This window comes from Lactobacillus sp. IBH004 (assembly GCF_026185255.2).
Lineage (GTDB): Bacteria > Bacillota > Bacilli > Lactobacillales > Lactobacillaceae > Lactobacillus > Lactobacillus melliventris.
This window is the reverse complement of the sequence record NZ_CP110217.2, coordinates 1,014,523-1,038,424: the sequence shown is the minus strand read 5'-3', so window position 1 is coordinate 1,038,424 and position 23,902 is coordinate 1,014,523. Positions and strand designations below refer to the sequence as shown.

Genomic DNA, 23,902 nt, shown 5'->3' with positions numbered 1-23,902 from the left:
CTTTCACAGACTTATATAATAAAAAATGTCGGAAGGAGAAAAGGAATGGTTAAAGATTTGAATCAGTCCATAATCAACTATTTAAAAGTAAATCATGGTTTCAATTCTTCGGCTAAAATTTCACAAGAGTTACACGTCTCACGTAAAACAATAATTAGGAGGATCGATCAGCTAAATAAAAATTTCCCAGAAAAAATAATTGTATCAAAACGAAGTCAAGGATTTGAGTTAGTCTATCAAAATTATTTAAAGTATGATCACAGGAATTCAACTACATTTTCACAAATTAATGAACGTCAAGAAAATATTTTAACCAGACTTTTGATTGCGTCTCCTAAAGCGGTTTCAATAACGGATATTATTAATAGTATGTATGTTAGTGAAGCGGTAATTCAAAATGATGAAAAAATAATTGCTGCGAAGATTAGAAAATGGAATTTGTCATTAGTCCGCAAACAACGCTTTTTAAGCATCAAGGGTACCGAAAAAAATATTAGAAATGCCATTATAGAAGTCGTTTTACATGTTAACAACACAACAGAAATTAGTAGTTTACGTAATAGCATTGGAAAATATGACGATCAAGATTTTGACTTTGCATTAGAGCAATTGAAACTTGCGGTGAAGTCTTTAAACAATAATCTTCCATATCCCTATAATATTAATTTTTTTACGCATATTTATATTCTTTTAAACAGAGCCAGAACCTATAAGTCAGTAAATTATTCAGTTGAATCAAAATCAAGCATAAAAAGAAAATCGCGGGAAAATCCGGAAATTTTTAAGATATGTCATAAAATTATTCAACATATCGAAAACTATTTAAATGTACGGCCTCTGACATTAGAGGTAGAAACATACTATCTATTCGAGTACCTGATTTCATCTCGATTAGGTGATAAAAAAAGTGAAATAACTTCCGATGATCATAGATTAGCGGAGCAAGTTTCTGAAAAATACATTACTTCAGTTTCACATTTTTTAAAAACCAATTTTAGCAGATACATATTGAATGATATTAAAAATCATATTTTTTCAATGATTATTCGCTTGAAAATGCAAGTTTCATTACCAAATGCTTTATTAAATGATATTAAATTGGAATACAAGCCAGTCTTTGAGGCTACTAAATTAGCTTCTGAACAAGTAAGTCATCAATTTCATTTACCAACGATTTCTGATAATGAAACAGGCTTTATATGTCTTTACTTTGTTAAGTATTTGGAAGCTCAACCAGAAAGAAATAAGAAGGTACGTGTTTACATTATTTGTACTACAGGCATTGGCACATCAGAAATAATCTCGACCAAAATAAGAAAATTAATGCCAGAGTTAAAAGTTATCGGATTAGGTTCCAGCTTTGAGATAGAAGACATATTAAAAAAGTATAAAAATATTGATCTAATAATAAGTACAGTACCAATAACGATCAAGACCAATATACCTGTTGAATTGGTCAGTGCTTTTCTAACAAAAGAAGATGAAAAAAATGTCAGACAAGCAGTTCTCAGAATACAAAAGCAACAATAATTTTTTTATAAAAATGAATATTCACCAAAAAATAGGGAAAAAAGACCTTTTTTCGCTTATTTCACAAACTGTTGCATTTCAAAAAGGAACATCACAGGTGGGGATTTTGAAAAGTATGCAAACGAGAGAAAACCTTAAAAATACTGCTTTTGGTTATGGCATAGCATTTCCTCACATTATTTTAGAACAGGAGGTAATACCTACTTTAATAATTTGTAAGTTAACACGAAAAATAGATGAGTGGAAATGTCCGGACAATACGGCTGTAAACATTTGTTTAGTTTTGGTAATCAGCCGGAAATCTAAAAGCAATGATCAGAGAATCAAAAGAATGACTAAAATATTTCGCAAATTTGCGGATAAAAAATTCGTTATCAAAATAAGTCAGTGTCAGACAGCACAAGAAATCGAAAGATATCTATAAAGGAGAAAAATTATGAAAAGTGGACCATAAAAAGTTTGTTTTTCAGAAAATATAATTTATTAATTTTTGGAGGTAAAAATGGTTTTAGTAACAGGAAAAAGATTATTAGATGTAGCTCATAAAAATCACTTTGCAATACCAGCATACAACGCAGGATCAGGACAACTTTTCACAGCAACTCTGGAAAAATGTATTGAAGATCAAACGCCTTTTATAATGGCAATTCATCCAACCGAATTGGCATTTTTGCGTGATAACTTTGTAGGACAAGTTTTACAGGGCATCAGTAAAACTGATTTACCGATCGCTTTGCACTTAGATCATGGTGCTACTTATGAAGACTGCATACACGCTATTCATCTTGGTTTTACCAGTGTTATGATCGATTGTTCTATGAAGCCATATGATGAAAATGTAGCTATTACCAAAAAAGTAGTTGAAGCAGCTCACGCTACTGGAATATCAGTTGAAGCTGAAATTGGAACAATAGCTAATACTGGATATGACGTCAATGGCCATTTGACAAATGATGTGCATTACACCACACCTGAAATGGCAAAGGACTTTGTTGAAAAAACTAATGTTGATTCTTTGGCAATAGCAATAGGCACTGCTCATGGTCTTTATCCAAAAGATGTACAGCCTAAATTAAAGCCAGAAATTGCCAAACAGGTTTCTGAGGCTGTAGATGTACCCCTAGTTTTACATGGAGCTTCAAATAATCCTGATGATAAAATTCAAGAAGCTATTGACAATGGCATTAATAAAATAAATATCTCAAGTGATATCAAAATTGCATTTGCAACCGGTTTGCGGCACCTACTGGACAATAGTGATCCTAACGAAATGCGTGAACCAAAGCTGATGTTTCCTGAAGCAATGATTGAAGAACAAAAAGTAGTGCATCATAAGAATGAACTTTGCAAAGCAGTTAACACAACTCATTTATATTTTGAGCATGAAGAACCGGTTGAAGTACCGTACAAAGTAGAAAACTTCCAAACCGAAACATTTAAAGCATAAAAACATTTGGTTTTACATATGGAAAATATTACTTCTGTTTTAGATCCTAAGGTTATAAAGATTGGCCTTAATGCTAAAAACAAGCATGAGGTTATAGTTCAATTAGCGGAACTGCTTAAAAAAGCCAATTATATTGATAAAGTTGATCCTTTTGTCAAAGATATTTACTTACGAGAAAAAGAAGGGCTAACCGGAATTGGTCAAGGCATAGCAATCCCTCATGGAAAAAGTGATGATGTTAAGCATATTGGCGTTGCTATTGGTATTTTGAGCCATGGGATTGAATGGGAATCGTTAGATAATGAAAAAATTAGGATAGTGATTTTGTTTGCTGTAAGCAATGATACTAATTCAGCAAAAAATCAATTAAAATTATTGTCAATATTTGCTGGCAGATTAGGACATAAGCAAGTTGTTGACAAATTAAAAAGGGCTCAATCCATTCAGGAAGTGATTGATGCTTTTAAATAATAAAGGAGATGTTGATGGATGAAAATTGTTGGTATAACAGCTTGTTCAGCTGGTATTGCTCATACGTACATAGCTAAAGAAAAAATTGAGCAGGCAGCTAAAGATTGCGGAGACACAGTTCATATAGAAACACAGGGAACTATTGGAACTGAAGATGCATTAACGCCGGAGGAAATTAAGGAAGCTGATGTTGTTTTGTTAGCAGTTGACGTAAAAATAACTGGAAGAGAAAGATTTAAAGGTAAAAAAGTCGTCCAAATTTCAACGGATACTGCGATACAAAGTCCAAATAAACTGATGAAAAAATTACATTCAGCTTTAAATATTAAATAGAGGTTTGAAAATGGCTGAAAATAAAATTATAGTCAAAATTAAAGAACCTGCCTTAACAGCAATCTCATATTTGATTCCCGTTGTTGTTGCGGGTGGATTGTTATTAGCAGTTGGTAATATCTTTGGTGGTAAAAACATTACCAACTTTACAGGTACGATCGGTGTATGGGATGCTTTCAGTACTGCAGGAAGTTTAATTTTAGGTCTTCTTCCAGTAGTTGTTTCTACAGGAGTTTCTTTTGCGATTGCTGACAAACCAGGAATTGCTCCAGGATTTCTGGTCGGTCTCATTTCAAATATGATTAAAGCCGGCTTCTTAGGCGGTTTAATCGGAGGATATGTTGCTGGCTGGTTCACAATTTTAATTGTTAAGACAATAAAGGTTCCTAATTGGGCTCAAGGTTTAATGCCAACGCTAATTATTCCGTTTTTGTCATCAATCTTGTCTGCTGCTGTCATGTTTTATATTTTAGGCGCGCCAATTGCTGAAGGCCAAAGAATCCTTACCAGATATTTGACGCAACTGCCTTCGAGCCAAAAATTCTTTTACGGTGCGATTATTGGAGTTTTGGCATCAGTTGATTACGGTGGTGCTATTAATAAAACTGTTTTTGCTTTTGTGCTAGCTATGCAGGCTGAAGGCGTTAATGAACCAATTACTGTTTTGATTTTAGCTTCTATGGTGACACCTTTTGGTTTTACTTTTGCTTATTTCCTTGAAAAACTCTTTCACAAGAAGATTTATACTCAAACCGAGGTGAATACTTTAAAAACAGCATTTCCAATGGGTTTATGTGAAATAACCGAAGGTAGTTTACCAATTGTACTTAATGATTTATGGAGATCAATAGTTTCAACTGCTTGTGGTGGTGCTATTGGAGGAGGACTTTCAATGCTATGGGGTGCGGATTCAAAAATTCCTGCTTCTGGATTATTTGCAGTCCCAACCATGTCAAGGCCTGTTCAATTCTTAATTGCTCTTCTTATAGGTAGTTTGGTTACCGGAATAGTTTTCTTTCTTTTAAAACGACCAGTTAGTGTAGAAAGTGAGAAGAAAGAAGAAAAAGATGTTGATTTAGGAGATATTAGTATAGGATAAATGAGAAGCAAGAATTCAAAAAAATATATAGGCAATCAAGCACAACTTAATTCTGTCAAATATATTCAATTTCTTGAAGGAAAGGCTACTGGATTAAAAGCTTATGAAATAGCTACAGCCAGTGGCTTTTCAATTACAATTGCATTAGACAGAGGAATGGATATAACAGAATTAAAATTAGACGGCAAGAATATATCTTTCTTATCGGCAACGGGTCTTGTAAATAGTACTTATTTTAATGAAAACAATGACAAAGGCTTTTTGCGCAATTTCAATGTTGGTTTCTTAACAACAGGCGGTTTGACATACATGGGAAGCTCTGATAATCAGCGCGGTTTACATGGTACTGTTAGCAATACACCGGCATATAATTTCAGCTATAAGATTTTTAAAGATAATATTCAAGTTGAAGGTAACATTGCTGATTCACAGATGTTTGGGCCTAATTTAATTCTACACCGTAAAATTACTGTTTATACAAACAAGACAAGTATCAGTATAGATGATGCTTTAAGAAATGCTGGAGACGAAACTGTCCCTTACATGCTTTTATACCATAACAATTTTGGCTATCCTTTTTTAACGCCCGAAACAAAAATATTTTTTCAGCCTGATGAAAGTTGTGATCGTAAGTATCATAAAATTAAAGGTGAATACCCTTTTAGACTGAAAGAACCTGAAATGGGCAAACCTGAGCAAGTGTATTTTCATACGTTAAGAAAATCTGAATATAGTTTAATTAGTCCAGAAACAGGCATTTCTTTAAAAGTTAAATTTAGTAGTAAAACACTCCCCGTATTGAATGAATGGCGTTTGGAACGAAATCAAAACTATGTTTTAGGATTAGAGCCAGGTACAAATGATGTAAATGGCTTTATTCAGGCTAATAAAAATAACAAATTAAAATACATAAAACCGGATGAAATAGTTAAATTTAACTTGAAATTTGATTTTAGTGAGGTCAAAAATGAAAAGATCACAAATTAATAGAATTCTGCAAAAAGATATTTCTTTTGCAAAAGAAAAACAAGTGTATTTTCCAAAATTTGCAAGTTGGAATATTGATAATTGGACTAACTTAGAGGAAAGATACCGTGAAATTGTAGATAATATGTTAGGCTGGGATGTAACTGATTTTGGCAGCGATGATTTTACTAAATATGGTCTGGTTGCGTTCACATTTAGAAATGGTAATTATGATCATACTGACGTTTATCCTAAACCCTATTGTGAGAAGATTTTATTCTTAGAAGAAGGGCAAGAACTACCATACCATTTTCACAAATTAAAAGAAGAAGATACTATTAATCGTGGTGGGGGAAATTTATTAATCAGAGTATGGAATTCAACTGAAACAGGTGAGTTTGATCGACAAAAAGAGGTTAAAATAGTTAAGGATGGAGAAAAACTTCTAGTTCCAGCTGGAACAACTATCAAATTGGAGCCGGGTGAAAGTTTGACTGCTACACCTGGAATTTATCATAAATGGAATGTTGAAGCAGGAACTGGTAAAGTAATGGCTTGGGAAGTTTCTAAAACAAATAATGATAATTTGGATAATATTTTTTATAAGCCCATTCCTCGAATACCTGAAATAGAGGAAGATGAACTCCCTTACCGCTTGTTATTTGGTGATTATCCCATTTGGTCCAAAAAACTAAATTTTCAATTTAACCCTTATAAAAATAAATAATGGAAAGATATGTATTAGGAATAGACTTAGGCACTAGTGCAGTGAAAGTTAGTTGCCTAGATCATTCAGGAAAAATAATAGATCAAGAATCAGAAAATTATCCAGTCTATAATTCAGCTGAAGGTTTTAGTGAGCAAAATCCTAACGATTGGGTTCAAGGCACTTTAGAAGCCATTAAAAAAATCATGATCAAGATAAGAAATCTTGCAAAAATTGATGGAATATCATTTTCTGGACAAATGCATAGCCTGGTAATTTTGGATAAAAATAAAGAAATTATTCGACCAGCAATATTATGGAACGATGGCAGGACAGCAACTGAAGCTAAGTATATAAACGAAAATTTCGGTAAAAAAATAGTTGAAATCACTGGTAATAAGGCAACAGCTGGTTTTACTCTGCCTAAATTATTATGGTTACAAAAAAATGAACCAAATAATTTTGCTAGGATTAGATACTTCATGATGCCTAAAGATTATGTCAGATACAAAATGACTGGTAAGATAAACACTGATTATTCAGATGCTACTGGAACAATAATGTTAGATATTGCTCACAACTGCTGGAGCAATGAAATTTTGAATTTTTTTAAAGTTCCTAGATATTATTGTCCCGAGCTGGTAAATTCTACAGATTTTATTGGTTTTCCCCTGCATGAAGTTTGTGGAAAAACCGGTTTAAATCAAGACGCAAAAATATTTGCTGGGGGAGGGGATAATGCTGTCGCTGCGATTGGCTCTGGTATTCTGAATTCACAAAATATACTGTGTAGTATTGGAACTTCAGGAGTAGTTTTGGCTGATGAGAAAAGTCCTCACACACCCTATGAAGGAACTTTGCAAATGGAACACCATGCAATACCTGAACACTTTTATTCAATGGGAGTTACTTTAGCAGCGGGTGAATCTTTAAGTTGGTTTAAGAATACTTTCTTTCCTCAGAAATCTTTTAGTGATTTACTTTCGATGGCACAAGAATCAAACTTAGGTGCTGATAAACTATTTTTTACACCTTATATCAATGGTGAAAGGACTCCCTATTCAGACTCTTTCATTCGTGGAAGCTTTACAGGAATAAGTAATACATCAACGAAAAATGATTTTTGCCGAGCCGTCATAGAAGGTATTACCTACAGCTTACAGGATTTAATATCAATTTATGAGCAAAATAATAAAACTATTTATAATATTATTTCTATTGGTGGTGGTGCAAAAAGTAAATTTTGGCTGAAACTACAAGCTGATGTCTTCGGTAAAAATATTGTTGCTTTAAAGAATGAACAGGGACCTGGAATTGGTGCCGCTATGATTGCAGCAATGGGGTGCCGTTGGTTTAAAGACTGGAATAGCTGCATCAATGTATTTGTAAAATATAATGAAATTATCGCGCCAGATCCACATAACACTGCCCTTTATCAAAAATACTATCATTTATATCATAAAATATATAATTCTATTGCTCCTCTGGCCAGAGCTGCAACTAGGCTCTAAATAAAATTGCTTTGAGTATTAAATAATGAGAGAATTATTATTCAGTTATTATTTTTATACTAAGAGGACAATTTTATGACGGATAAATTTCACCATGCATTCGGGTGTTATGGCATTATTGGCGATCAACAAAATTTAGTTGTTATCAAAAAAGAAGGTGGGCCTTATATAAATCGGTATGACTTGCCAGGTGGTAGTTTAAAAGATGGCGAACCATTAGACCACGCAGTTAAACGCGAAGTAAACGAAGAAACTGGACTAATTGTGCAAGACTATGAACAAATCGGGGCCACTTCATTTAGATATCCCTGGAATTATGACCAATGGCATTTTAATCAACATATCTGTGTTTTTTTTAGAATCAATAAGTTTACTGGTAATTTACAGACCAAGGTTAAACAGTTTGCGGGACAAGATTCTTTTGGGGCTGTATCAGTTCCTCTCGAACAGCTCAATCTGGCAAATTCTTCACCTCTGGTATTAAAAGCAAAAGAGATTTTATTAAATCCAAATAAGTTTGACTTAGCAGATCAAACTTTTGCTAATTGGATTGTACTAGATCACCCAGTTTTTTAAACTAAAAAAGCGGTTAAGGAATTTTTTCCTTAACCGTTTTTGTTTATTTGTAATTACCGCAAATTTTGTAAAAATGTGAGTGCTTTGGCATAATTAGGTTCATTAGTTAACTCATGAATAAGTTCTTGGTACAAAACTTTTTTATTTGCATCTACAATCCAGATACTTCTAGAATCGAATTTCGTAGCGTCAATAAACAAACCCATTTTTTTGCCAAAGTCAAAACTCTCGTCTGACAAAAGCTCCATCTTTGATACTCCCTCTGCAGCACACCAATTTTTCTGTTCTTCTGGAGTATTGGTAGAAATAGTATAGAAATTAATGCCATCAAAATTATCCACCTCGCTGTTAAAGCGCTTAGTGGAAATACTGCAAACGCTAGTATTGATGTTAGGCACTACACTAATCAAAGTAACCTTATTAACCAAATCAGTGGTTGATACAACTGAACCATCTGACTTTTTTACCTTAAAATCTGGCAGTTGCTCGCCAATTTTGATTGGTTCTCCATTAGTTGACAGCGGCTCACTTTTCATTGTTACTTGCATAATCATTACCCTTTCTCAAAAATAAAAACAATTACCATTTCAAGTTTAACCTATCGCAGAATAGTAACTCAATAAATCAGCTTTTTAATTGCTTTCAGTATAGCTACTGATACGTTTAATAGCTTCTTTTAAGTTTTCTTCAGACGAAGCATAGGATAAGCGTACGTATCCTTGACCACCAGCACCGAAATAACTGCCTGGTGTTACGCCAACCTTGGCTTTTTCAGCTAAATCACTGGCAAACGCCACATCATCACAGCCAAATTTACTGGGAATTTTAGCAAAAATATAAAATGCCCCTTCAGGAGTAGCCATAGTGTAGCCATTTTTTTCGAGTCCATCCTGAAGCAGATGCATGCGTTTTTGATATTTTTCTCGCGCGGCAACATAGTCCTGATCTCCATAATTCAAAGCCTCTGTGGCAGCTGCTTGAACATTGTCAGTCACTGCAGAAATTAAAAATGAGTTCACCTTTATCATTGATTTCATTAACTCAGAAGGTCCAGCTATATAGCCTATACGCCAGCCAGTCATGGCAACACTTTTTGAAAGCCCTGATAATAAAACAGTTCTTTCAGGAATAAATTGTGTCAATGAATAATGCTTTTTTTGACCATAAATTAATTCAGCATAGATTTCATCACTGACAGCGAAAATGTCGTATTTAGTAATGACAGCTGCTAATTCTTGCAAGTTTTTCTTTGAATAAACTCGTCCTGTTGGGTTAGACGGATCAGTGATAATAACAGCCTTTGCGCCTTTTCCTTCATTTTCCAAAGTTTCCGTTAATTTTTCTGGAGTTAAAAGAAAATGATCATTAGAAGTATCTACTTGAACTGGAATTCCACCAGCCATTTTTATGATTCCAAAGTAGACTCCCCAAACAGGGGTAGGCACGATTATTTTTTCACCAGGATTAAGTAAAGTCATGGCGGCGATATTCAATCCTTCAGAAACTCCAACCGTCGCACAGATTTCACTTTTGGGATCATATGTAACACCTAAGCTTTTTGCTAGATATTTGCTAACAGCTTCCAGGTATTTTTCTTTCCCAGCTTCAGGAGCATAATGAGAGTCATCACTATTGATGTCATCAATTGCCGCTCTTTTTATGTGTTCTGGGGTATTTAAGTCAGGTTCACCAATAGTCAATTTTATAATTCCAGGTATTGTGGAAATTTTTTGATTGAAGGATCTGATCGCTGGATTAGGTATACTACTAATTTTCGAATTAATTTTTGTTGATAATTTTTTTGCTAATGTTGGCATAAAAAGAACCTTCCTTTTTTTATTGAAACCATATTATAACCCAGTATGTTTCTAAATAAAATTAAGAAAAAGTGTTTTTTATAAAGTTTTAGTTTAGTGTGTTATCCCAAATTTTGTTATAGTTAATTAAGGAGCGTGAGATAAATGGATCAAGATCAAAAAGCCAAAAGGCTAAAAGAACTAACACCAGACCAATTTCAAGTTACTCAAAAAGCAGCAACAGATTATCCTTTTAGAGGAAAATATGATGATTTTTACCAAAAAGGAATCTACGTTGATATTGTCTCAAGAGAGCCTTTGTTTTCAAGCGAAGATAAATATGATGCGGGTTGCGGGTGGCCTAGTTTTACCCGGCCAATCAAGAAATTGGTTTATCACCGTGATCAATCACACAATATGGAAAGAACTGAAGTTAAGAGTCCAGAAGGTGATTCACATTTGGGACATGTCTTTGATGATGGACCCAGTGATAAAGGAGGGCTCAGATATTGCATTAACTCCTCTGCTTTAGACTTTATTCCTTTTGATCAATTGGAACAAAGAGGATATGGTGAATACCGTAAACTTTTTAAATAATAAAAATTATGTAAAAAGACCTGATGTCAAAATCAGGCCTTTTTACTACTTAAACTATTTCTTGTTCCTTAAAACTGCCATAAACTCGTTCTACTTCGGTAACACTCATAAAAGCATAAGGATCGCTTTTTTTAACAATATGTAAAACGTCATACATATCATATCTATCAATAACTGTAATGAGAACTTTTTTCTCGTTATGGCTGTATGCACCCTCAACATCATGAAAGATAGTGATGCCCCGGTGCATTTTTTCTTGAATGCCATCAATGATTGTTTTAGGCTTTTCTGTAACAATTGTGACTTGTAATTTTTGATGCTGAGTGTATACAGCATCGATTACACGGCCATTGATGAAAATTGTCAAAGCTGAATAAAGGGCACGGGTCCAGCCGAAAGCAAAACCCGCAGCAGCAATAATAATCAGGTTAATTAAAATACTGATTTTACCGTAACTAGTACCCGTTTTCCTTTGAATCACTATTCCAATGATATCCAGTCCGCCAGTTGAAATACCATTCTTTAGAGCAAAACCTGTTCCCAGTCCGTTGATCATACCACCAAAAATAGCACAGACAAGGGGGTCAATATGCATATTCACCGGTTGAATGACTCTCATCATAATTGAACCAAGAATGACAGTAATAATGGTAAAGAAGGTAAATTTATGGCCAATCTTTATCCACGCTAAAAGAAGCAGGGGCAAGTTAAGAACAAAGTAGAGGACTGAAGTTGACAAGGTAAAGGGCAAAAACCGCTCACTCATAGTGTTAATCAATTGTGCAAAACCAGTAACCCCCGAAGAGTACATGTGGCCGGGTGTCCAAAAGAAATTTAAAGCTACGGCAACCGCTAATGAATAAAAAAAAGATGCAGAAATTTTTGATAGTAGGTTATACCGCCGATTGAACGCGTCAAGTTGATCCATTGTTAATAAATCCTTTTTATTAAGCACTCTAATTAATTTTTATAAAATAATAAAATACTAGTTTTCATATTAAATATAAAAACTAGTATTTTTCTTAAGTATACTAACACAACTACGTAAAATTTAAAGCACTTTTGGTCAAAACTTTGATTAATTCTGCCAATGTTTTTTTATGAAATCTGCTCTGCCACCAGACTCTTCAAGATTGTACCGGAAAGGATTTTTTTTGTAAAAATCCTGATGGTAATCTTCTGCCGGATAAAACGGTTTAGCAGGTTCAATTTGAGTAACAATGGGGTCATCAAATTTGCCGCTATTTTGTAAAGCTTCTTTTGAATTTTCAGCTGCTTCTTTTTGAGCAGGGGAATTATAAAAGATTACTGGACGATAGTTATCTCCACGATCCTGAAATTGTCCGCTTGCATCTGTAGGATCCGTTACTTGCCAGTAGTAGTCCAATAATTTCTGATACGACATAATTTCAGGATCAAAAGTTATTTCCACTGCCTCTGTATGACCAGTAGTTCCAGTGCAAACTTGCTCATAAGTAGGATTTGGGACATGACCTCCTGTATATCCAGAAATCACTTTCTTAATTCCAGGCAGTGAATCAAAAGGTTTAACCATGCACCAGAAGCACCCACCAGCGAAAATCGCAGTATCTAGTTTTTTATTGTTTGCTTGCATAATTTGGCCCTTTCTATGAACTAAAAGCTGTTATTACCTACTTCTATTTTATTTTTTGAGCCATTTTACTGCAATTAATCAGCCTATGAATTCTTATACTTGGTGATTTATTAAATAAGCCCTTTTCAGCTTAAAATATGTCCCTAGAAATTACTTTTGTACTCCTAAATGATTCATAATAATAGCTGCTGTTTCTTCAATTGAGCGGTGTGCAACATTAATTACAAAACAGCCTAATTTATCATAAAGCTTTTGTGCAGAATCTAATTCCTTTTTAATCGCATCGGTATTAGAGTAAGATGTATCAGGACTCAAGCCATAAGAAATCATTCTTTCCCGCCTAATTTCATTTAAAACGGATAAATCGTTAGTCAAACCGATAATCTTTTTAGGATCAATTTGATATATTTCCTTAGGAATATGGGTGTCAGGCACCAGCGGTAAATTCGCTACTTTCAAGTTTTTGTTTGCTAAAAATAAAGATAAAGGCGTTTTTGAAGTCCTTGAAACTCCCAGCAGAACAACATCTGCTTCCAAAAACCCTTTAGGATCCTTCCCATCATCATACATTACAGCAAACTCCATTGCAGAAATCCGATCGAAGTATTTTTGGTTCATTTTGTGTTGTGCACCAATTTTTTGCTCAGGTTTAAGACCAGTCAATTTTTGGATAGACTCAATTGCAGGTGACAGAATATCTACGCTTTCGATGTGATGTTCTCTGACAAAGCGAATAACTGGTATTTGCATTTCATCTTTTACCAGGCTGTAAATAAGTAACAAATTAGGGTATTGTATTATCTCTTCAAAAGTCTCCTCTAATTTTTCTTTGTTAATTATGAAAGGATATCTTCTGTAAGTGATTTGCGCGTCAGGAAATTGTGCTGCGGCAGCTACAGCATTATTAAACGCTGTATCTCCGGCAGAATCTGAAATAATTATAATGTTAACTTCTTTTTTTGGTGTCTCTTCAGCCATCATTTACTCCTTTTTAATTTATTATACAATTTAACAAAAGTCATTAACAGGTTAACTTTTTTTAAAAAAATATTGAACGTTTGTATTGACCGATTGTTGATGTTTGATATAATTTAGTTAAATGTATGACGGTAACGTCAAGAAATGGAAGGAGGGATCACATATGGCCAAGACAGTCGTTCACGAAAACGAGTCTATTGATGATGCTCTTCGTCGTTTTAAACGTTCCGTTTCTAGAAGCGGTACTCTACAAGAATACCGTAAGCGCGAGTTCTATGAAAAACCTAGCGTTCGTAGGAAACTCAAGTCTGAAGCAGCTCGTAAACGTAGACATTATTAATTATAAACGACTTTTATCAAAAGATAGAAGTCGTTTTTTTCATTACAAATATCAAAAGTTTAAGGCATTATTTAATTTAAACTAAGGTTCAAATTTGATATAATTTACCTAGACTTTACACAGAAAGAGGGAATTTATTTGAGTTTGTCTGAGCAAATAATGTCAGATATGAAAGACGCAATGAAAGCACGTGATAAAGTAAAATTAAACACAGTGCGTATGATAAAAGCAGCTTTGATGAATGAAAAGATTAAAGCTGGTCATGATTTAACCGCTGATGAAGAACTGACAGTTCTCAGCAGAGAAAAGAAGCAGCGTGAAGAATCAATTGCAGAATTTACTAAAGCTAATAGAGACGACTTAGTAGGAGAAACCAAACAGGAATTAGCTATTGTTGAAAATTATCTGCCCAAGCAAATGACAGATGAAGAGCTCAACCAGGCTGTTTCCCAAGCAATTTCTGAAACTGAAGCTAAGGGCAAGTCCGATTTTGGCAAAGTGATGAAAGCTTTGATGCCCAAAATAAAAGGTAAAGCTGATGGTAAAGCAGCTTCTAATGCGGTGCGTAAGCAGTTAAGTTAAACGCAAGAAAAGGAGCAGAGTTATTTGGCCCAAACCAATTTTATTCCTAAAAATCCTGAAAATATCCAAAAACTAGTTGGAGTTAATGATAGTAACTTGAATCTGTTATCAACTGGCTATAATACTAGTGTAATTGACACTGGTAATAGCATTGCCATTCAGGGTGAAGATAAAAATATCAAGAAAGTATCAGCTGTTCTGCAAGCTTTGGATAATGTAGTTAATGCCAATATCAACATTGGTCCCGCTGATGTTGTGAGTGCCATGAAAATGGCCGATAAAGGTACTACGGAGTATTTTCCTGACTTATACAAAAAGATTTTAATTCGGGATGCTAAAGGCAAACCGATTAGAGTTAAAAATATGGGGCAGAAAAAGTATGTAGAAGCAATTGAAAAAAATGATGTTGTATTTGGTATTGGTCCTGCCGGTACTGGTAAGACATTTATAGCGGTGGTATGTGCAATTGCTGCTTTTAAAAGAGGAGAAGTTTCTAGAATTGTATTAACTAGGCCTGCTGTTGAAGCAGGAGAGTCATTAGGCTTTTTACCTGGTGATTTAAAAGAAAAAGTTGATCCTTACTTAAGGCCAATCTATGACTCTCTTTATGCTATATTAGGAACAAATACTACTGATCATTTAATGGAACGGGGAGTTATTGAAGTAGCTCCTTTGGCTTATATGCGCGGACGCACTTTGGACGATGCTTTTGTGATTTTAGATGAAGCTCAAAATACCACTGATGCTCAAATGAAAATGTTTTTAACAAGACTGGGTTTCAATTCAAAAATGATTGTTAATGGTGATATGACTCAAGTTGATCTTCCTGGAAAACAACATAGTGGATTAATTGATGCCCAGAGAATTTTAAAAAATATTGCTGAAATAAAATTTATTTGGTTTTCAGCTAACGATGTTGTTCGTCATCCGGTTGTTGCCAAGATTATTAATGCATATGAAAAGGAAGATAAATAAAATTAATGAACCCAATTGATATTACTTTCAATGATGAAGTTGGTTTTCTTGATGATAAAACGCGTGATTGGAAGAAATGGATTAATGACCTTCTTTTGCTTGCTAAAAATGATATTGCTAAAAAGAATAACTTGGAAATGAGTATTAATTTCGTTGATGAAGAGAAAAGCAATGAAATTAATAAGAAATATCGTGACAAAGACAGACCGACTGATGTTATTTCGTTTGCAATTGAAGATGGTGAAGACCTGTTGGATTACAGTACATTTGAAGATGATCCAGAATTCAATGAGGATATAGGCGATCTATTTATGTGTCCGAGTGTAATTATGCGTCATAGTAAGGATTATGGTACAGGTTGGGACCGTGAATTTGGTTATACCTTGGTCCACGGCTTCCTGCATCTTAATGGGTATGATCATATTAAACCAAATGAAGCAAAAGTAATGTTTAAAATTCAGGGTAAAGTTTTAGAAGAATATGGGTTGCCACTATATCCGGATCAACTTGATGAAGGCAGAGGAAAATAATGACTGATGATATAAAAAATAAATCTGGTTTTGTTACTTTATTAGGAAGACCTAATGTTGGTAAATCTACCCTAATGAATTATTTAGTAGGTCAAAAAGTTGCTATTACCTCAAGTAAACCTCAGACTACGCGTAACAAGATTTCTGGCATTTTAACCACTGATGATATGCAGGCGGTTTTTGTTGACACTCCCGGTATATTTAAGCCTCACCTTGATTTAGATAATTATATGGATAAAGCCAGCTTGTCTAGCTTAAACGATGTCGATCTCATTTTATTTATGGTTGAACCAGAAAAAATGGGCAAAGGTGATGCTTATATTACTGATTTGTTGAAAAAAGCGAAGGTTCCAGTTTTGCTTCTTATTAATAAAGTAGATCAGGTTAATCCCAACGCACTGTTACCAATTATTGATCAATACCGTCAACTGGACATTTTTAAGGAATTTTTGCCAGTTTCTGCAACGCAGGGAATAGGGATTAGTGATCTGATTCAGGTGTTGCATCAATATTTACCTGTAGGACCTAAATATTATGGAACAGATCAAATAACTGATCGCCCTGAATATTTCATGGTAGCAGAATTAATTCGTGAACAAATTTTAAACCTGACTGCTGAAGAAGTTCCTCATGCTGCTGCTGTTTGGGTCGAACAAATGAATAAGCATGAAAATAATAAACTGCAAATTGAAGCTACCATCTATGTTGAAAAGAATGGTCAAAAAGGAATTATTATTGGCAAAAGCGGAAAGATGCTGAAGCAGATTGGCATTAATTCCCGACATCAAATTGAAGATTTGTTAGGTGAAAAAGTCAATTTGCATCTCTGGGTTAAAGTTCAACATAATTGGCGTTCTGATCCACGCTTTTTAAAGCAAATAGGCTATAATCCCAAGGATTTTAGCTAAAATGGCACGACAATTAAAAGAAGTGCAGGGAATTATTTTTAAAAGGCAAAAATACCGTGAGGCAGATTTATTGGCAAAAATAATGACCAAGAATAATGGAATAATTACTCTACTTGCTCATGGAGCACTTAAGCCAAAATCAAAATTAGGTGCATCTTTACTTAATTTTTCCTATGGCACTTATGTCATATATTTTACTGGTCACGGTCTAAGTACGCTCAGAACTTATAAAGACGTCAGTCAATTTGATGGCCTGTTTAGTGATTTAACTAAAAATGCATATGCTTCTTTTATCCTTGATTTGATAGATCATGCTTTTATTGAATATCAAAATCTGGGTAAATACTATAATCTGGCAAATTTTGCGTTACAAAAAATTAACGCTGGAACTGATCCTGAAATGATCACCCAAATTGTGCAAATGCAATTATTGCAAGCTTATGGTGTTGAGCCAGAAATGCGTCATTGCGTTATTTGTGGTAAAGAACAAGGCGAATTTGATTATTCCATTAAAAGTGGTGGCATTTTATGTAGTCAGCATTTTGATACAGATCCTGGCCGATTACATTTAAAACCAAAGGAAACTGCTGTTTTAAGAACGATCTTTTTACTTCCTTTTGAACGGTTAGGCGACATCAAAATAAATACTGCTACCAAAACGGCGACCCGTAAGGCTATTGACCGCATATATCAGGAAACAATTGATCTTAACCTCAAAACTAAAAAGTTTTTAGATGAACTTAAATTAAACGAGTGAGTCTTCTGCTTCACTGAATTTTATGGTAAAATAATAATGTATTTTGGCGATAATGAGGATAAAAAAAGTACCTGTTAAGCGAGTGCTAAACAGTGGGAGAGCATCTGGGAAAAGGCACCTCTAGTCAATTTAATTAAGAGCAGGAATTATTTCCTGAATTAGGGTGGAACCGCGATTAAATCTCGTCCCTATGCATGTTTTGCATAGGCTTTTTTTATGGTCTGATGCAGGAAGGAAATATAAATGGCAAAGAAAAAATTAACTATTCAAGATATGGTTTTTAAATTAGAAAAATTTTGGTCTTCAAAGGGCTGCATGGTAATGCCCTCTTACGATGTTGAAAAGGGAGCAGGAACAATGAGTCCCTATACTTTTTTACGCGCTGTGGGACCAGAACCATGGGCTGCATGTTATGTCGAGCCATCAAGACGTCCGGCTGACGGTAGGTATGGTGATAACCCTAACAGATTGTTTCAACATCATCAATTCCAAGTGGTGATAAAACCTGCACCGGAAAATATTCAACAATACTACTTAGACAGCTTAAAAGAACTAGGTATCAATACACTTGAGCATGACATTAGGTTTGTAGAAGACAACTGGGAAAACCCTTCAATGGGCTGTGCCGGTGTTGGTTGGGAAGTTTGGCTTGATGGAATGGAAGTAAGTCAGTTTACTTATTTTCAAACCGTTGGTGAACTTGATGTTAAACCCACAATGAGTGAAATTACCTACGGTGTGGAACGATTAGCTTCATATATACAGAATGTCAACTCTGTTTTTGACCTAGAGTGGGGCAATGGCGTTTTGTACCGTGATATTTTTAAAGAAGCTGAATATGAGAACTCCAAGTATGCTTTTGAAGAATCAAATCAGGAAGATCTTTTACAGTTTTTTGATGTCTATGAAAAAACAGCTAAAGAATTAATCGGCTTAAATTTAGTTCAACCGGCATACGATTATATTTTAAAATGTTCACACACTTTTAACTTGCTTGATGCCAGGGGAGCTGTTTCTGTTACTGAAAGAGCGGGTTATTTAGCTCGAATTAGAAATTTAGCTCATGAAGTAGCGGTATGTTTTGTAGAAGAACGTGAAAAAAGAGGCTTTCCATTATTGAAAAAAGCAGAAGATAAGAAAGCAGGACTTGAAAATGGCTAAAGATTATTTATTTGAAATTGGTACTGAGGAAATGCCAGCCCATGTTGTTGAACGGAGTGTTAAACAGCTTGCGCAGAGAACAGAAAATTTTCTTAAAGGAAAAGGTCTTAACTTTAAATGTACTAAAACTTTCTCAACACCTCGGAGATTAACTGTTTTAGTTGAAGATTTAGCAGAAAAACAAGAAGATATTGATGAAATAAAAAAGGGACCGGCAAAGAAAATTGCTCTTGATCAAGATAAGAATTGGACCAAAGCCGCACAGGGATTTGCCCGTGGCCAAGGAATGACCACTGACGATATTTATTTTGACAAATTAAAAGGTACGGAATACGCTTACGTGCATGTAAAAAAAGAGGGTAAAAAAACAAGTGATATCCTGTTGGGAATGAGTGAAATCATTAAGTCTATGACTTTTCCCACAAAAATGCGGTGGGATTCTCACGATTTCGAATTTGTCCGTCCTATTCACTGGCTTGTTTCACTATATGGCAGTGATGTAATACCCGTAAAAATTCTTGACATTACAGCTGGTAGAAAGACGGCAGGGCATCGTTTTCTGGGAGATAGCGTAGTTTTAGCCAATAGTTCCGATTATGAAGATGCGTTAAAAGATCAGTTTGTGATTGTTGACGCAAATAAACGTCGGAAAATGATCATTGACCAAATGAATAAATTGGTTAAGAAAAATAATTGGCAAATTAAACCTGATGAAAGTTTACTTGAAGAGGTAACAAATTTAGTTGAATATCCTACTGTTTTTGCAGGTTCTTTTGCTAAAAAGTATTTGCAGATGCCCAAAGAAGTTCTTATCACTTCGATGAAGGATAATCAGCGTTACTTTGAAGTCTATGATCAAAATGGAGAATTAATTAATCATTTTATTGCTGTGCGCAATGGTAATAAAGATTACTTAGAAAATGTGGTTTCAGGAAACGAAAAGGTCTTGGTAGCACGACTTGATGATGCGCAATTCTTCTATGATGAAGACAGAAAATATCCTTTAAGTCACTTTGTACAAAAATTGGACAATGTTTCGTTTCATGACAAAATTGGCTCAATGTCTGAGAAGATGAAGCGTGTCAATATCATTGGTGATTTCTTAGCAAAAAGATGGCACCTAGATAAGCAAGTTGTCAGTGATTTCGATCGTGCTAGCCAAATATATAAGTTTGATTTGGTAACTCAAATGGTAGGAGAATTTGCTGAATTGCAAGGTGTCATGGGCAAGCATTATGCCAAATTGGCTGGTGAAAAGGATGATGTTGCCGCAGCAATTGCAGAGCATTATATGCCAACCACTTCTGAAGGAAATTTGCCCAAAACAACTGTTGGCTCCTTGTTATCTATAGCAGATAAATTAGATACTATAATTACTTTCTTTGCTGTGGGTATGATCCCTAGTTCATCCAATGATCCCTACGCTCTTCGCCGCTATGCTTATGGTATTGTTCGCATTTTAATAAACCAGAGTTGGTCATTACCTTTTAATGATGTCTTACCAGAGATTGTGTCGGCTCTTGAAAATCAAACTCCGGCTAAGCTGCCTAAAAAAGCTGAGCAGGAAGAAGAGATTTCTTTATTTATTCGTGATCGTATTAAACAGTACTTACAGAAAAATAATTATAAATATGACATAATTGATGCAGTTTTAGCTTCAAGTCAGCAGGATCCAATACAAATTTTAGCTGCAGCAAAAGTTTTGCAATTACATCATGATGATGATAAATTCAAACCAGTAGTAGAAAGTTTAATTAGAATTAATAATATTTTGAAAAAGGCAAAATATAAAGGTAAGAATATGGTTAACAAGGACTTATTTGATAACGATACCGAAACCCAACTTGCCGAGGGCGTTAACGATTTAAGTAAAATTGATAAGTTAGCAGATCTTTATGACGGATTTGTGAAATTACAGCCAGTAATTGATCTTTACTTCGAAACTAATATGATTATGGCTAAAGATGAAGCTGTTAAAAATAATCGTTTGGCACAGCTAAGTGATGTGGCACAACTTTCAAAGCGATTGGGTGATTTAAGCAAATTAGTCATTAAATAAAAAGTAGGTGCAAAGATGGCCGGTCTTATACCTGAAGAAACTATTGCTAAAGTTCGTAATAATGTCAATATTGTAAATGTCATAAGCCAGTATGTTTCTCTAGAAAAGAAAGGCAAAGATTATGTTGGTCTTTGTCCATTCCATGAAGAAAAAACTCCTTCTTTTACTGTTAATGAAGGGAAACAATTTTTTAAATGCTTTGGCTGTGGCAAAGGTGGTAATGTGTTTTCTTTTCTAATGTATAAAGAAAATCTTACATTTCCTGAAAGTGTTCAAAAAGTTGCTGATTTTGGTCATATTGATATCGGGCAATATAATAACCAAAAACCAAAGTTTTCCAATATTTTAATAAAAATTAATGAGGAGGCTGCCGATTTTTATCATAAAGTATTAGTTTCAACAAATGCTGGTAGACCAGGATATAATTATGCCAAACAGCGTGGTCTTAACGATGAAATAATTGCTCATTTTCGTATTGGTTATGCTCCTAAACAAAACAATTTGCTTTTGACTTATTTAAGAGACCAGAAATTTAAAGATGAAGATTTGGCTGAGAGTGGCTTATTTGTGCAATCTCAGACTGGTGAATTATTTGATCGCTTTAGAGATCGGCTGATGTTTCCTCTCACTGATGAAGGCGACTATGTGGTTGGATTTTCTGGTAGAAGGCTTTCGCCAGATAAAACAGAAGCTAAATATATTAATAGTCCTGAAACCAAAATTTTTACTAAATCTAAAACTCTTTTTCATTTTGCGGAAGCAAAAAAAGCAGTCCGCAGTGAAAAGCATTTAATTTTGTATGAAGGATACATGGATGTAATTGCGGCCTATAAAGCAGGAATTAAATCTGGTATAGCTTCTATGGGAACCAGCTTGACTGATCAACAAATATATATGTTACGCAGGATCACTAAAAACATCATCATTAATTATGACGGAGACGACCCAGGAATACACGCTGAAGAACGTGCAGCCAGAATGTTTAATAATATTGGGGGCTTTAATTTAGGGATAGTAGTTCTGCCGGAAAAGCTGGATCCTGATGAATATGTAAAGAAATATGGTTGGGAAAAATATCAGGAAGAAGTTAAAGGTGCTTTAACTCCTACAGACTTTTTTCTTAAAAGGTTGGCTCAAAAATATAATTTAGCAAATGACCGGGAAAAATTAGCTTATCTCGACGAAGCAGTGAAAGAGATTGCTCAATTGTCTAATCCAGTAGAGCAAGATCTTTATTTGGATAAGATTTCGCAACAACAAGGTGTTTCTAAGGATTCACTCAAAGTTAATTTTACCAAATATCGCAGACAACAAAATGCGGCTAGAAGGCACCAAGCCAATTATAGTGCGCAAACTGAAGAATCAAATAATAATTATCCTGATTCTCCTGTTGAACCTGAACAGAATTATAGTAAAAATGATCCTGTTCAAACTCGGTTATTATATTTATTTATTCATTCAAGACATGCTCGTGAATATTTATTATCACACCAATTTTTATTTCCAGACCCTAAATATCAAAAATTAGCGGAATTATGGTTAAATTTTAGTGAAAATCAAGAAAATCCGGGAGTTAATAGTTTTTTAGATTTTATTCCTAGTGAACTTCAAGGTATAATAGTTAATGCTGAAATGACAGACATGCCCCAGGATTTTTCAGACCGCGAAATCGATGAGCAAATTAATGCTTTAAACAGGCGTAAAATTGATTTTAAACTACAGCAACTAATGAATGATTTACAAGATGCTAAACGTAAAACTGATACGGATGAAATATTAAGTATTACTCGTAAAATTTTGCAGTTAAAAAGAATCCAGGGTTAAAGGGGGGCTTATTGTGGTAGAAAATGGAAAAACCGTTAACACCGAAAAATTATCTTTAGACAAAATGGTCAAAAAGGTAGTTAAAGATGTTAAAAAAGATAAATCTATTACTGAAAAAGAATTCGTTGCTCAATTGATTAAGCCCTATAAACTACAGGGAAAAGCAGTTGACCAATTAGTTCAGGAATTTGAAGATAATGGCATTAGCATTGTTGACGAGAAGGGTAATCCTTCGAGATTAGCTTTAAAAAAGCAAAAAGATGTTGAAAAGGCTGAATTAAAAGATATGTCGGCACCTTCAAGTGTCAGAATGAATGATCCAGTCAGAATGTATCTGAAAGAAATCGGCCGCGTACCCTTACTAAATGCTGATCAGGAAATTTCTTTGGCTAAAAGAATTGAAAAGGGCGATGAAGAAGCTAAACAAGAATTGGCTGAGGCCAATCTTCGTTTAGTGGTTTCTATTGCTAAGCGTTATGTAGGTCGTGGCATGTCATTTTTGGACCTTATCCAGGAAGGTAACATGGGTCTGATGAAGGCAGTAGATAAATTCGATTACAGCCTAGGTTTCAAGTTCTCAACTTACGCAACTTGGTGGATTAGACAAGCTATCACCCGTGCGATCGCCGACCAAGCTAGAACTATCAGAATTCCGGTCCACATGGTTGAAACAATTAACAAGTTGATTAGAATTCAGAGACAACTGTTGCAGGACTTAGGACGTGAACCAACTCCTGAAGAAATCGGGGCAGAAATGGATATGCCTACTTCTAAAGTTAGGGACATTTTAAAAATTGCGCAAGAACCAGTATCTTTGGAAACTCCTATTGGTGAAGAGGATGATTCACATTTAGGTGACTTTATTAAGGATAAGGATGCAACTAGTCCTGAACAACATGCTTCATACGAAATGCTCAAAGAACAATTAGAAGAAGTGCTTGACACTTTAACTGATCGCGAGGAGAATGTTTTAAGGCTACGCTTTGGACTTGATGATGGTCGAACTAGAACACTTGAGGAAGTTGGTAAAGTGTTTGGAGTTACGAGAGAGCGTATTCGTCAAATTGAAGCTAAAGCTTTACGAAAACTAAGACATCCAAGTAGGTCAAATCAATTACGTGATTTCCTAGATTAGTTAGCC

The 23,902-nt window shown here is 34.7% G+C and carries 26 protein-coding genes; 21 read left to right on the top strand and 5 right to left on the bottom strand.

Translation table 11 applies throughout. The annotated features are described in order from the left end of the window. Positions 1 to 45 precede the first annotated feature (45 nt). From LDX54_RS05230 to LDX54_RS05185, 10 genes are all read left to right on the top strand, one after another. Positions 46 to 1,530 carry a PRD domain-containing protein gene (locus LDX54_RS05230; RefSeq protein WP_265666685.1) on the top strand — a complete coding sequence of 495 codons (1,485 nt, stop codon included), beginning with the start codon at positions 46 to 48 and terminating at the stop codon, positions 1,528 to 1,530. Then, positions 1,490 to 1,954: a PTS sugar transporter subunit IIA gene (locus LDX54_RS05225; RefSeq protein ID WP_265666686.1), complete on the top strand. Its 465-nt coding sequence runs from the start codon at positions 1,490 to 1,492 to the stop codon at positions 1,952 to 1,954. The genes LDX54_RS05230 and LDX54_RS05225 overlap by 41 nt, the downstream gene beginning before the upstream one ends. 78 nt (positions 1,955 to 2,032) lie before the next feature. Then, positions 2,033 to 2,977, top strand: a complete 945-nt coding sequence (locus tag LDX54_RS05220) for a ketose-bisphosphate aldolase (protein WP_110446131.1) — start codon at positions 2,033 to 2,035, stop codon at positions 2,975 to 2,977. An 18-nt stretch (positions 2,978 to 2,995) separates the two neighbouring features. Further along, entirely contained in the window at positions 2,996 to 3,448 is a 453-nt protein-coding gene (locus tag LDX54_RS05215; protein WP_174795453.1) for a PTS sugar transporter subunit IIA, read from the top strand. An 18-nt stretch (positions 3,449 to 3,466) separates the two neighbouring features. Continuing rightward, positions 3,467 to 3,781, top strand: coding sequence for a fructose PTS transporter subunit IIB (locus LDX54_RS05210; protein WP_110446130.1), 315 nt, complete (start codon positions 3,467 to 3,469; stop codon positions 3,779 to 3,781). A 10-nt stretch (positions 3,782 to 3,791) separates the two neighbouring features. Then, on the top strand, positions 3,792 to 4,880 hold the full coding sequence (locus tag LDX54_RS05205) for a PTS fructose transporter subunit IIC (RefSeq protein ID WP_110446129.1): 1,089 nt from the start codon (positions 3,792 to 3,794) through the stop codon (positions 4,878 to 4,880). Next, a complete protein-coding gene (locus tag LDX54_RS05200; RefSeq protein WP_265666687.1) occupies positions 4,881 to 5,867 on the top strand; it encodes an aldose 1-epimerase family protein in 987 nt (328 codons plus the stop codon). Next, on the top strand, positions 5,848 to 6,573 hold the full coding sequence (locus LDX54_RS05195; RefSeq protein ID WP_265666688.1) for a D-lyxose/D-mannose family sugar isomerase: 726 nt from the start codon (positions 5,848 to 5,850) through the stop codon (positions 6,571 to 6,573). Before LDX54_RS05200 ends, LDX54_RS05195 begins: the two co-directional genes overlap by 20 nt. Then, positions 6,573 to 8,063, top strand: a complete 1,491-nt coding sequence (gene xylB, locus LDX54_RS05190; protein WP_265666689.1) for a xylulokinase — start codon at positions 6,573 to 6,575, stop codon at positions 8,061 to 8,063. The genes LDX54_RS05195 and xylB overlap by 1 nt, the downstream gene beginning before the upstream one ends. 75 nt (positions 8,064 to 8,138) lie before the next feature. Next, a complete protein-coding gene (locus LDX54_RS05185; RefSeq protein WP_265666690.1) occupies positions 8,139 to 8,639 on the top strand; it encodes an NUDIX hydrolase in 501 nt (166 codons plus the stop codon). A 53-nt stretch (positions 8,640 to 8,692) separates the two neighbouring features. Here LDX54_RS05185 and tpx read toward each other — a convergent pair whose 3' ends face one another. Beyond that, a complete protein-coding gene (gene tpx, locus LDX54_RS05180) occupies positions 8,693 to 9,187 on the bottom strand; it encodes a thiol peroxidase (protein WP_265667656.1) in 495 nt (164 codons plus the stop codon). Between the two features lie 84 nt (positions 9,188 to 9,271). Continuing rightward, a complete protein-coding gene (locus LDX54_RS05175) occupies positions 9,272 to 10,456 on the bottom strand; it encodes an aminotransferase class I/II-fold pyridoxal phosphate-dependent enzyme (RefSeq protein ID WP_265666691.1) in 1,185 nt (394 codons plus the stop codon). A gap of 144 nt (positions 10,457 to 10,600) precedes the next feature. Between LDX54_RS05175 and msrB the strand changes: the two genes are divergently transcribed. After that, positions 10,601 to 11,032: a peptide-methionine (R)-S-oxide reductase MsrB gene (msrB, locus tag LDX54_RS05170; RefSeq protein WP_265666692.1), complete on the top strand. Its 432-nt coding sequence runs from the start codon at positions 10,601 to 10,603 to the stop codon at positions 11,030 to 11,032. Positions 11,033 to 11,081: 49 nt separating this feature from the next. On the opposite strand, the gene LDX54_RS05165 is transcribed toward msrB, so the two are convergent. From LDX54_RS05165 to LDX54_RS05155, 3 genes are all read right to left on the bottom strand, one after another. Further along, positions 11,082 to 11,960: a YitT family protein gene (locus LDX54_RS05165; RefSeq protein ID WP_046324883.1), complete on the bottom strand. Its 879-nt coding sequence runs from the start codon at positions 11,958 to 11,960 to the stop codon at positions 11,082 to 11,084. Positions 11,961 to 12,110: 150 nt separating this feature from the next. Then, the gene (gene msrA / locus LDX54_RS05160) at positions 12,111 to 12,647 is read right to left on the bottom strand and encodes a peptide-methionine (S)-S-oxide reductase MsrA (protein ID WP_122026103.1); all 537 of its coding nucleotides are present in this window, start codon (positions 12,645 to 12,647) and stop codon (positions 12,111 to 12,113) included. A gap of 150 nt (positions 12,648 to 12,797) precedes the next feature. After that, the gene (locus tag LDX54_RS05155) at positions 12,798 to 13,625 is read right to left on the bottom strand and encodes a pyruvate, water dikinase regulatory protein (protein ID WP_187157218.1); all 828 of its coding nucleotides are present in this window, start codon (positions 13,623 to 13,625) and stop codon (positions 12,798 to 12,800) included. A gap of 163 nt (positions 13,626 to 13,788) precedes the next feature. On the opposite strand from LDX54_RS05155, the gene rpsU reads away from it, so the two are divergent. From rpsU to rpoD, 10 genes are all read left to right on the top strand, one after another. Beyond that, positions 13,789 to 13,965 (top strand): 30S ribosomal protein S21, encoded by a 177-nt coding sequence (gene rpsU / locus LDX54_RS05150; RefSeq protein ID WP_009560161.1) that lies wholly within the window; start codon positions 13,789 to 13,791, stop codon positions 13,963 to 13,965. Between the two features lie 138 nt (positions 13,966 to 14,103). Continuing rightward, positions 14,104 to 14,547, top strand: a complete 444-nt coding sequence (locus LDX54_RS05145; RefSeq protein WP_046324880.1) for a GatB/YqeY domain-containing protein — start codon at positions 14,104 to 14,106, stop codon at positions 14,545 to 14,547. 24 nt (positions 14,548 to 14,571) lie between these two features. After that, positions 14,572 to 15,522: a PhoH family protein gene (locus LDX54_RS05140; RefSeq protein ID WP_046324879.1), complete on the top strand. Its 951-nt coding sequence runs from the start codon at positions 14,572 to 14,574 to the stop codon at positions 15,520 to 15,522. 5 nt (positions 15,523 to 15,527) lie between these two features. After that, positions 15,528 to 16,052, top strand: coding sequence for an rRNA maturation RNase YbeY (ybeY, locus tag LDX54_RS05135; protein ID WP_265666693.1), 525 nt, complete (start codon positions 15,528 to 15,530; stop codon positions 16,050 to 16,052). Next, entirely contained in the window at positions 16,052 to 16,960 is a 909-nt protein-coding gene (gene era / locus LDX54_RS05130) for a GTPase Era (RefSeq protein WP_265666694.1), read from the top strand. The genes ybeY and era overlap by 1 nt, the downstream gene beginning before the upstream one ends. A 1-nt stretch (position 16,961) precedes the next feature. Then, a complete protein-coding gene (recO, locus tag LDX54_RS05125; RefSeq protein WP_174794490.1) occupies positions 16,962 to 17,717 on the top strand; it encodes a DNA repair protein RecO in 756 nt (251 codons plus the stop codon). 243 nt (positions 17,718 to 17,960) lie between these two features. Further along, positions 17,961 to 18,878: a glycine--tRNA ligase subunit alpha gene (glyQ, locus tag LDX54_RS05120; protein WP_046324875.1), complete on the top strand. Its 918-nt coding sequence runs from the start codon at positions 17,961 to 17,963 to the stop codon at positions 18,876 to 18,878. Continuing rightward, on the top strand, positions 18,871 to 20,937 hold the full coding sequence (gene glyS / locus LDX54_RS05115; protein ID WP_265666695.1) for a glycine--tRNA ligase subunit beta: 2,067 nt from the start codon (positions 18,871 to 18,873) through the stop codon (positions 20,935 to 20,937). Before glyQ ends, glyS begins: the two co-directional genes overlap by 8 nt. A gap of 15 nt (positions 20,938 to 20,952) precedes the next feature. Then, positions 20,953 to 22,761, top strand: coding sequence for a DNA primase (gene dnaG / locus LDX54_RS05110; RefSeq protein ID WP_265666696.1), 1,809 nt, complete (start codon positions 20,953 to 20,955; stop codon positions 22,759 to 22,761). A 64-nt stretch (positions 22,762 to 22,825) separates the two neighbouring features. Beyond that, positions 22,826 to 23,896: an RNA polymerase sigma factor RpoD gene (gene rpoD / locus LDX54_RS05105; protein WP_046325207.1), complete on the top strand. Its 1,071-nt coding sequence runs from the start codon at positions 22,826 to 22,828 to the stop codon at positions 23,894 to 23,896. The last annotated feature ends 6 nt before the right edge of the window (positions 23,897 to 23,902 follow it).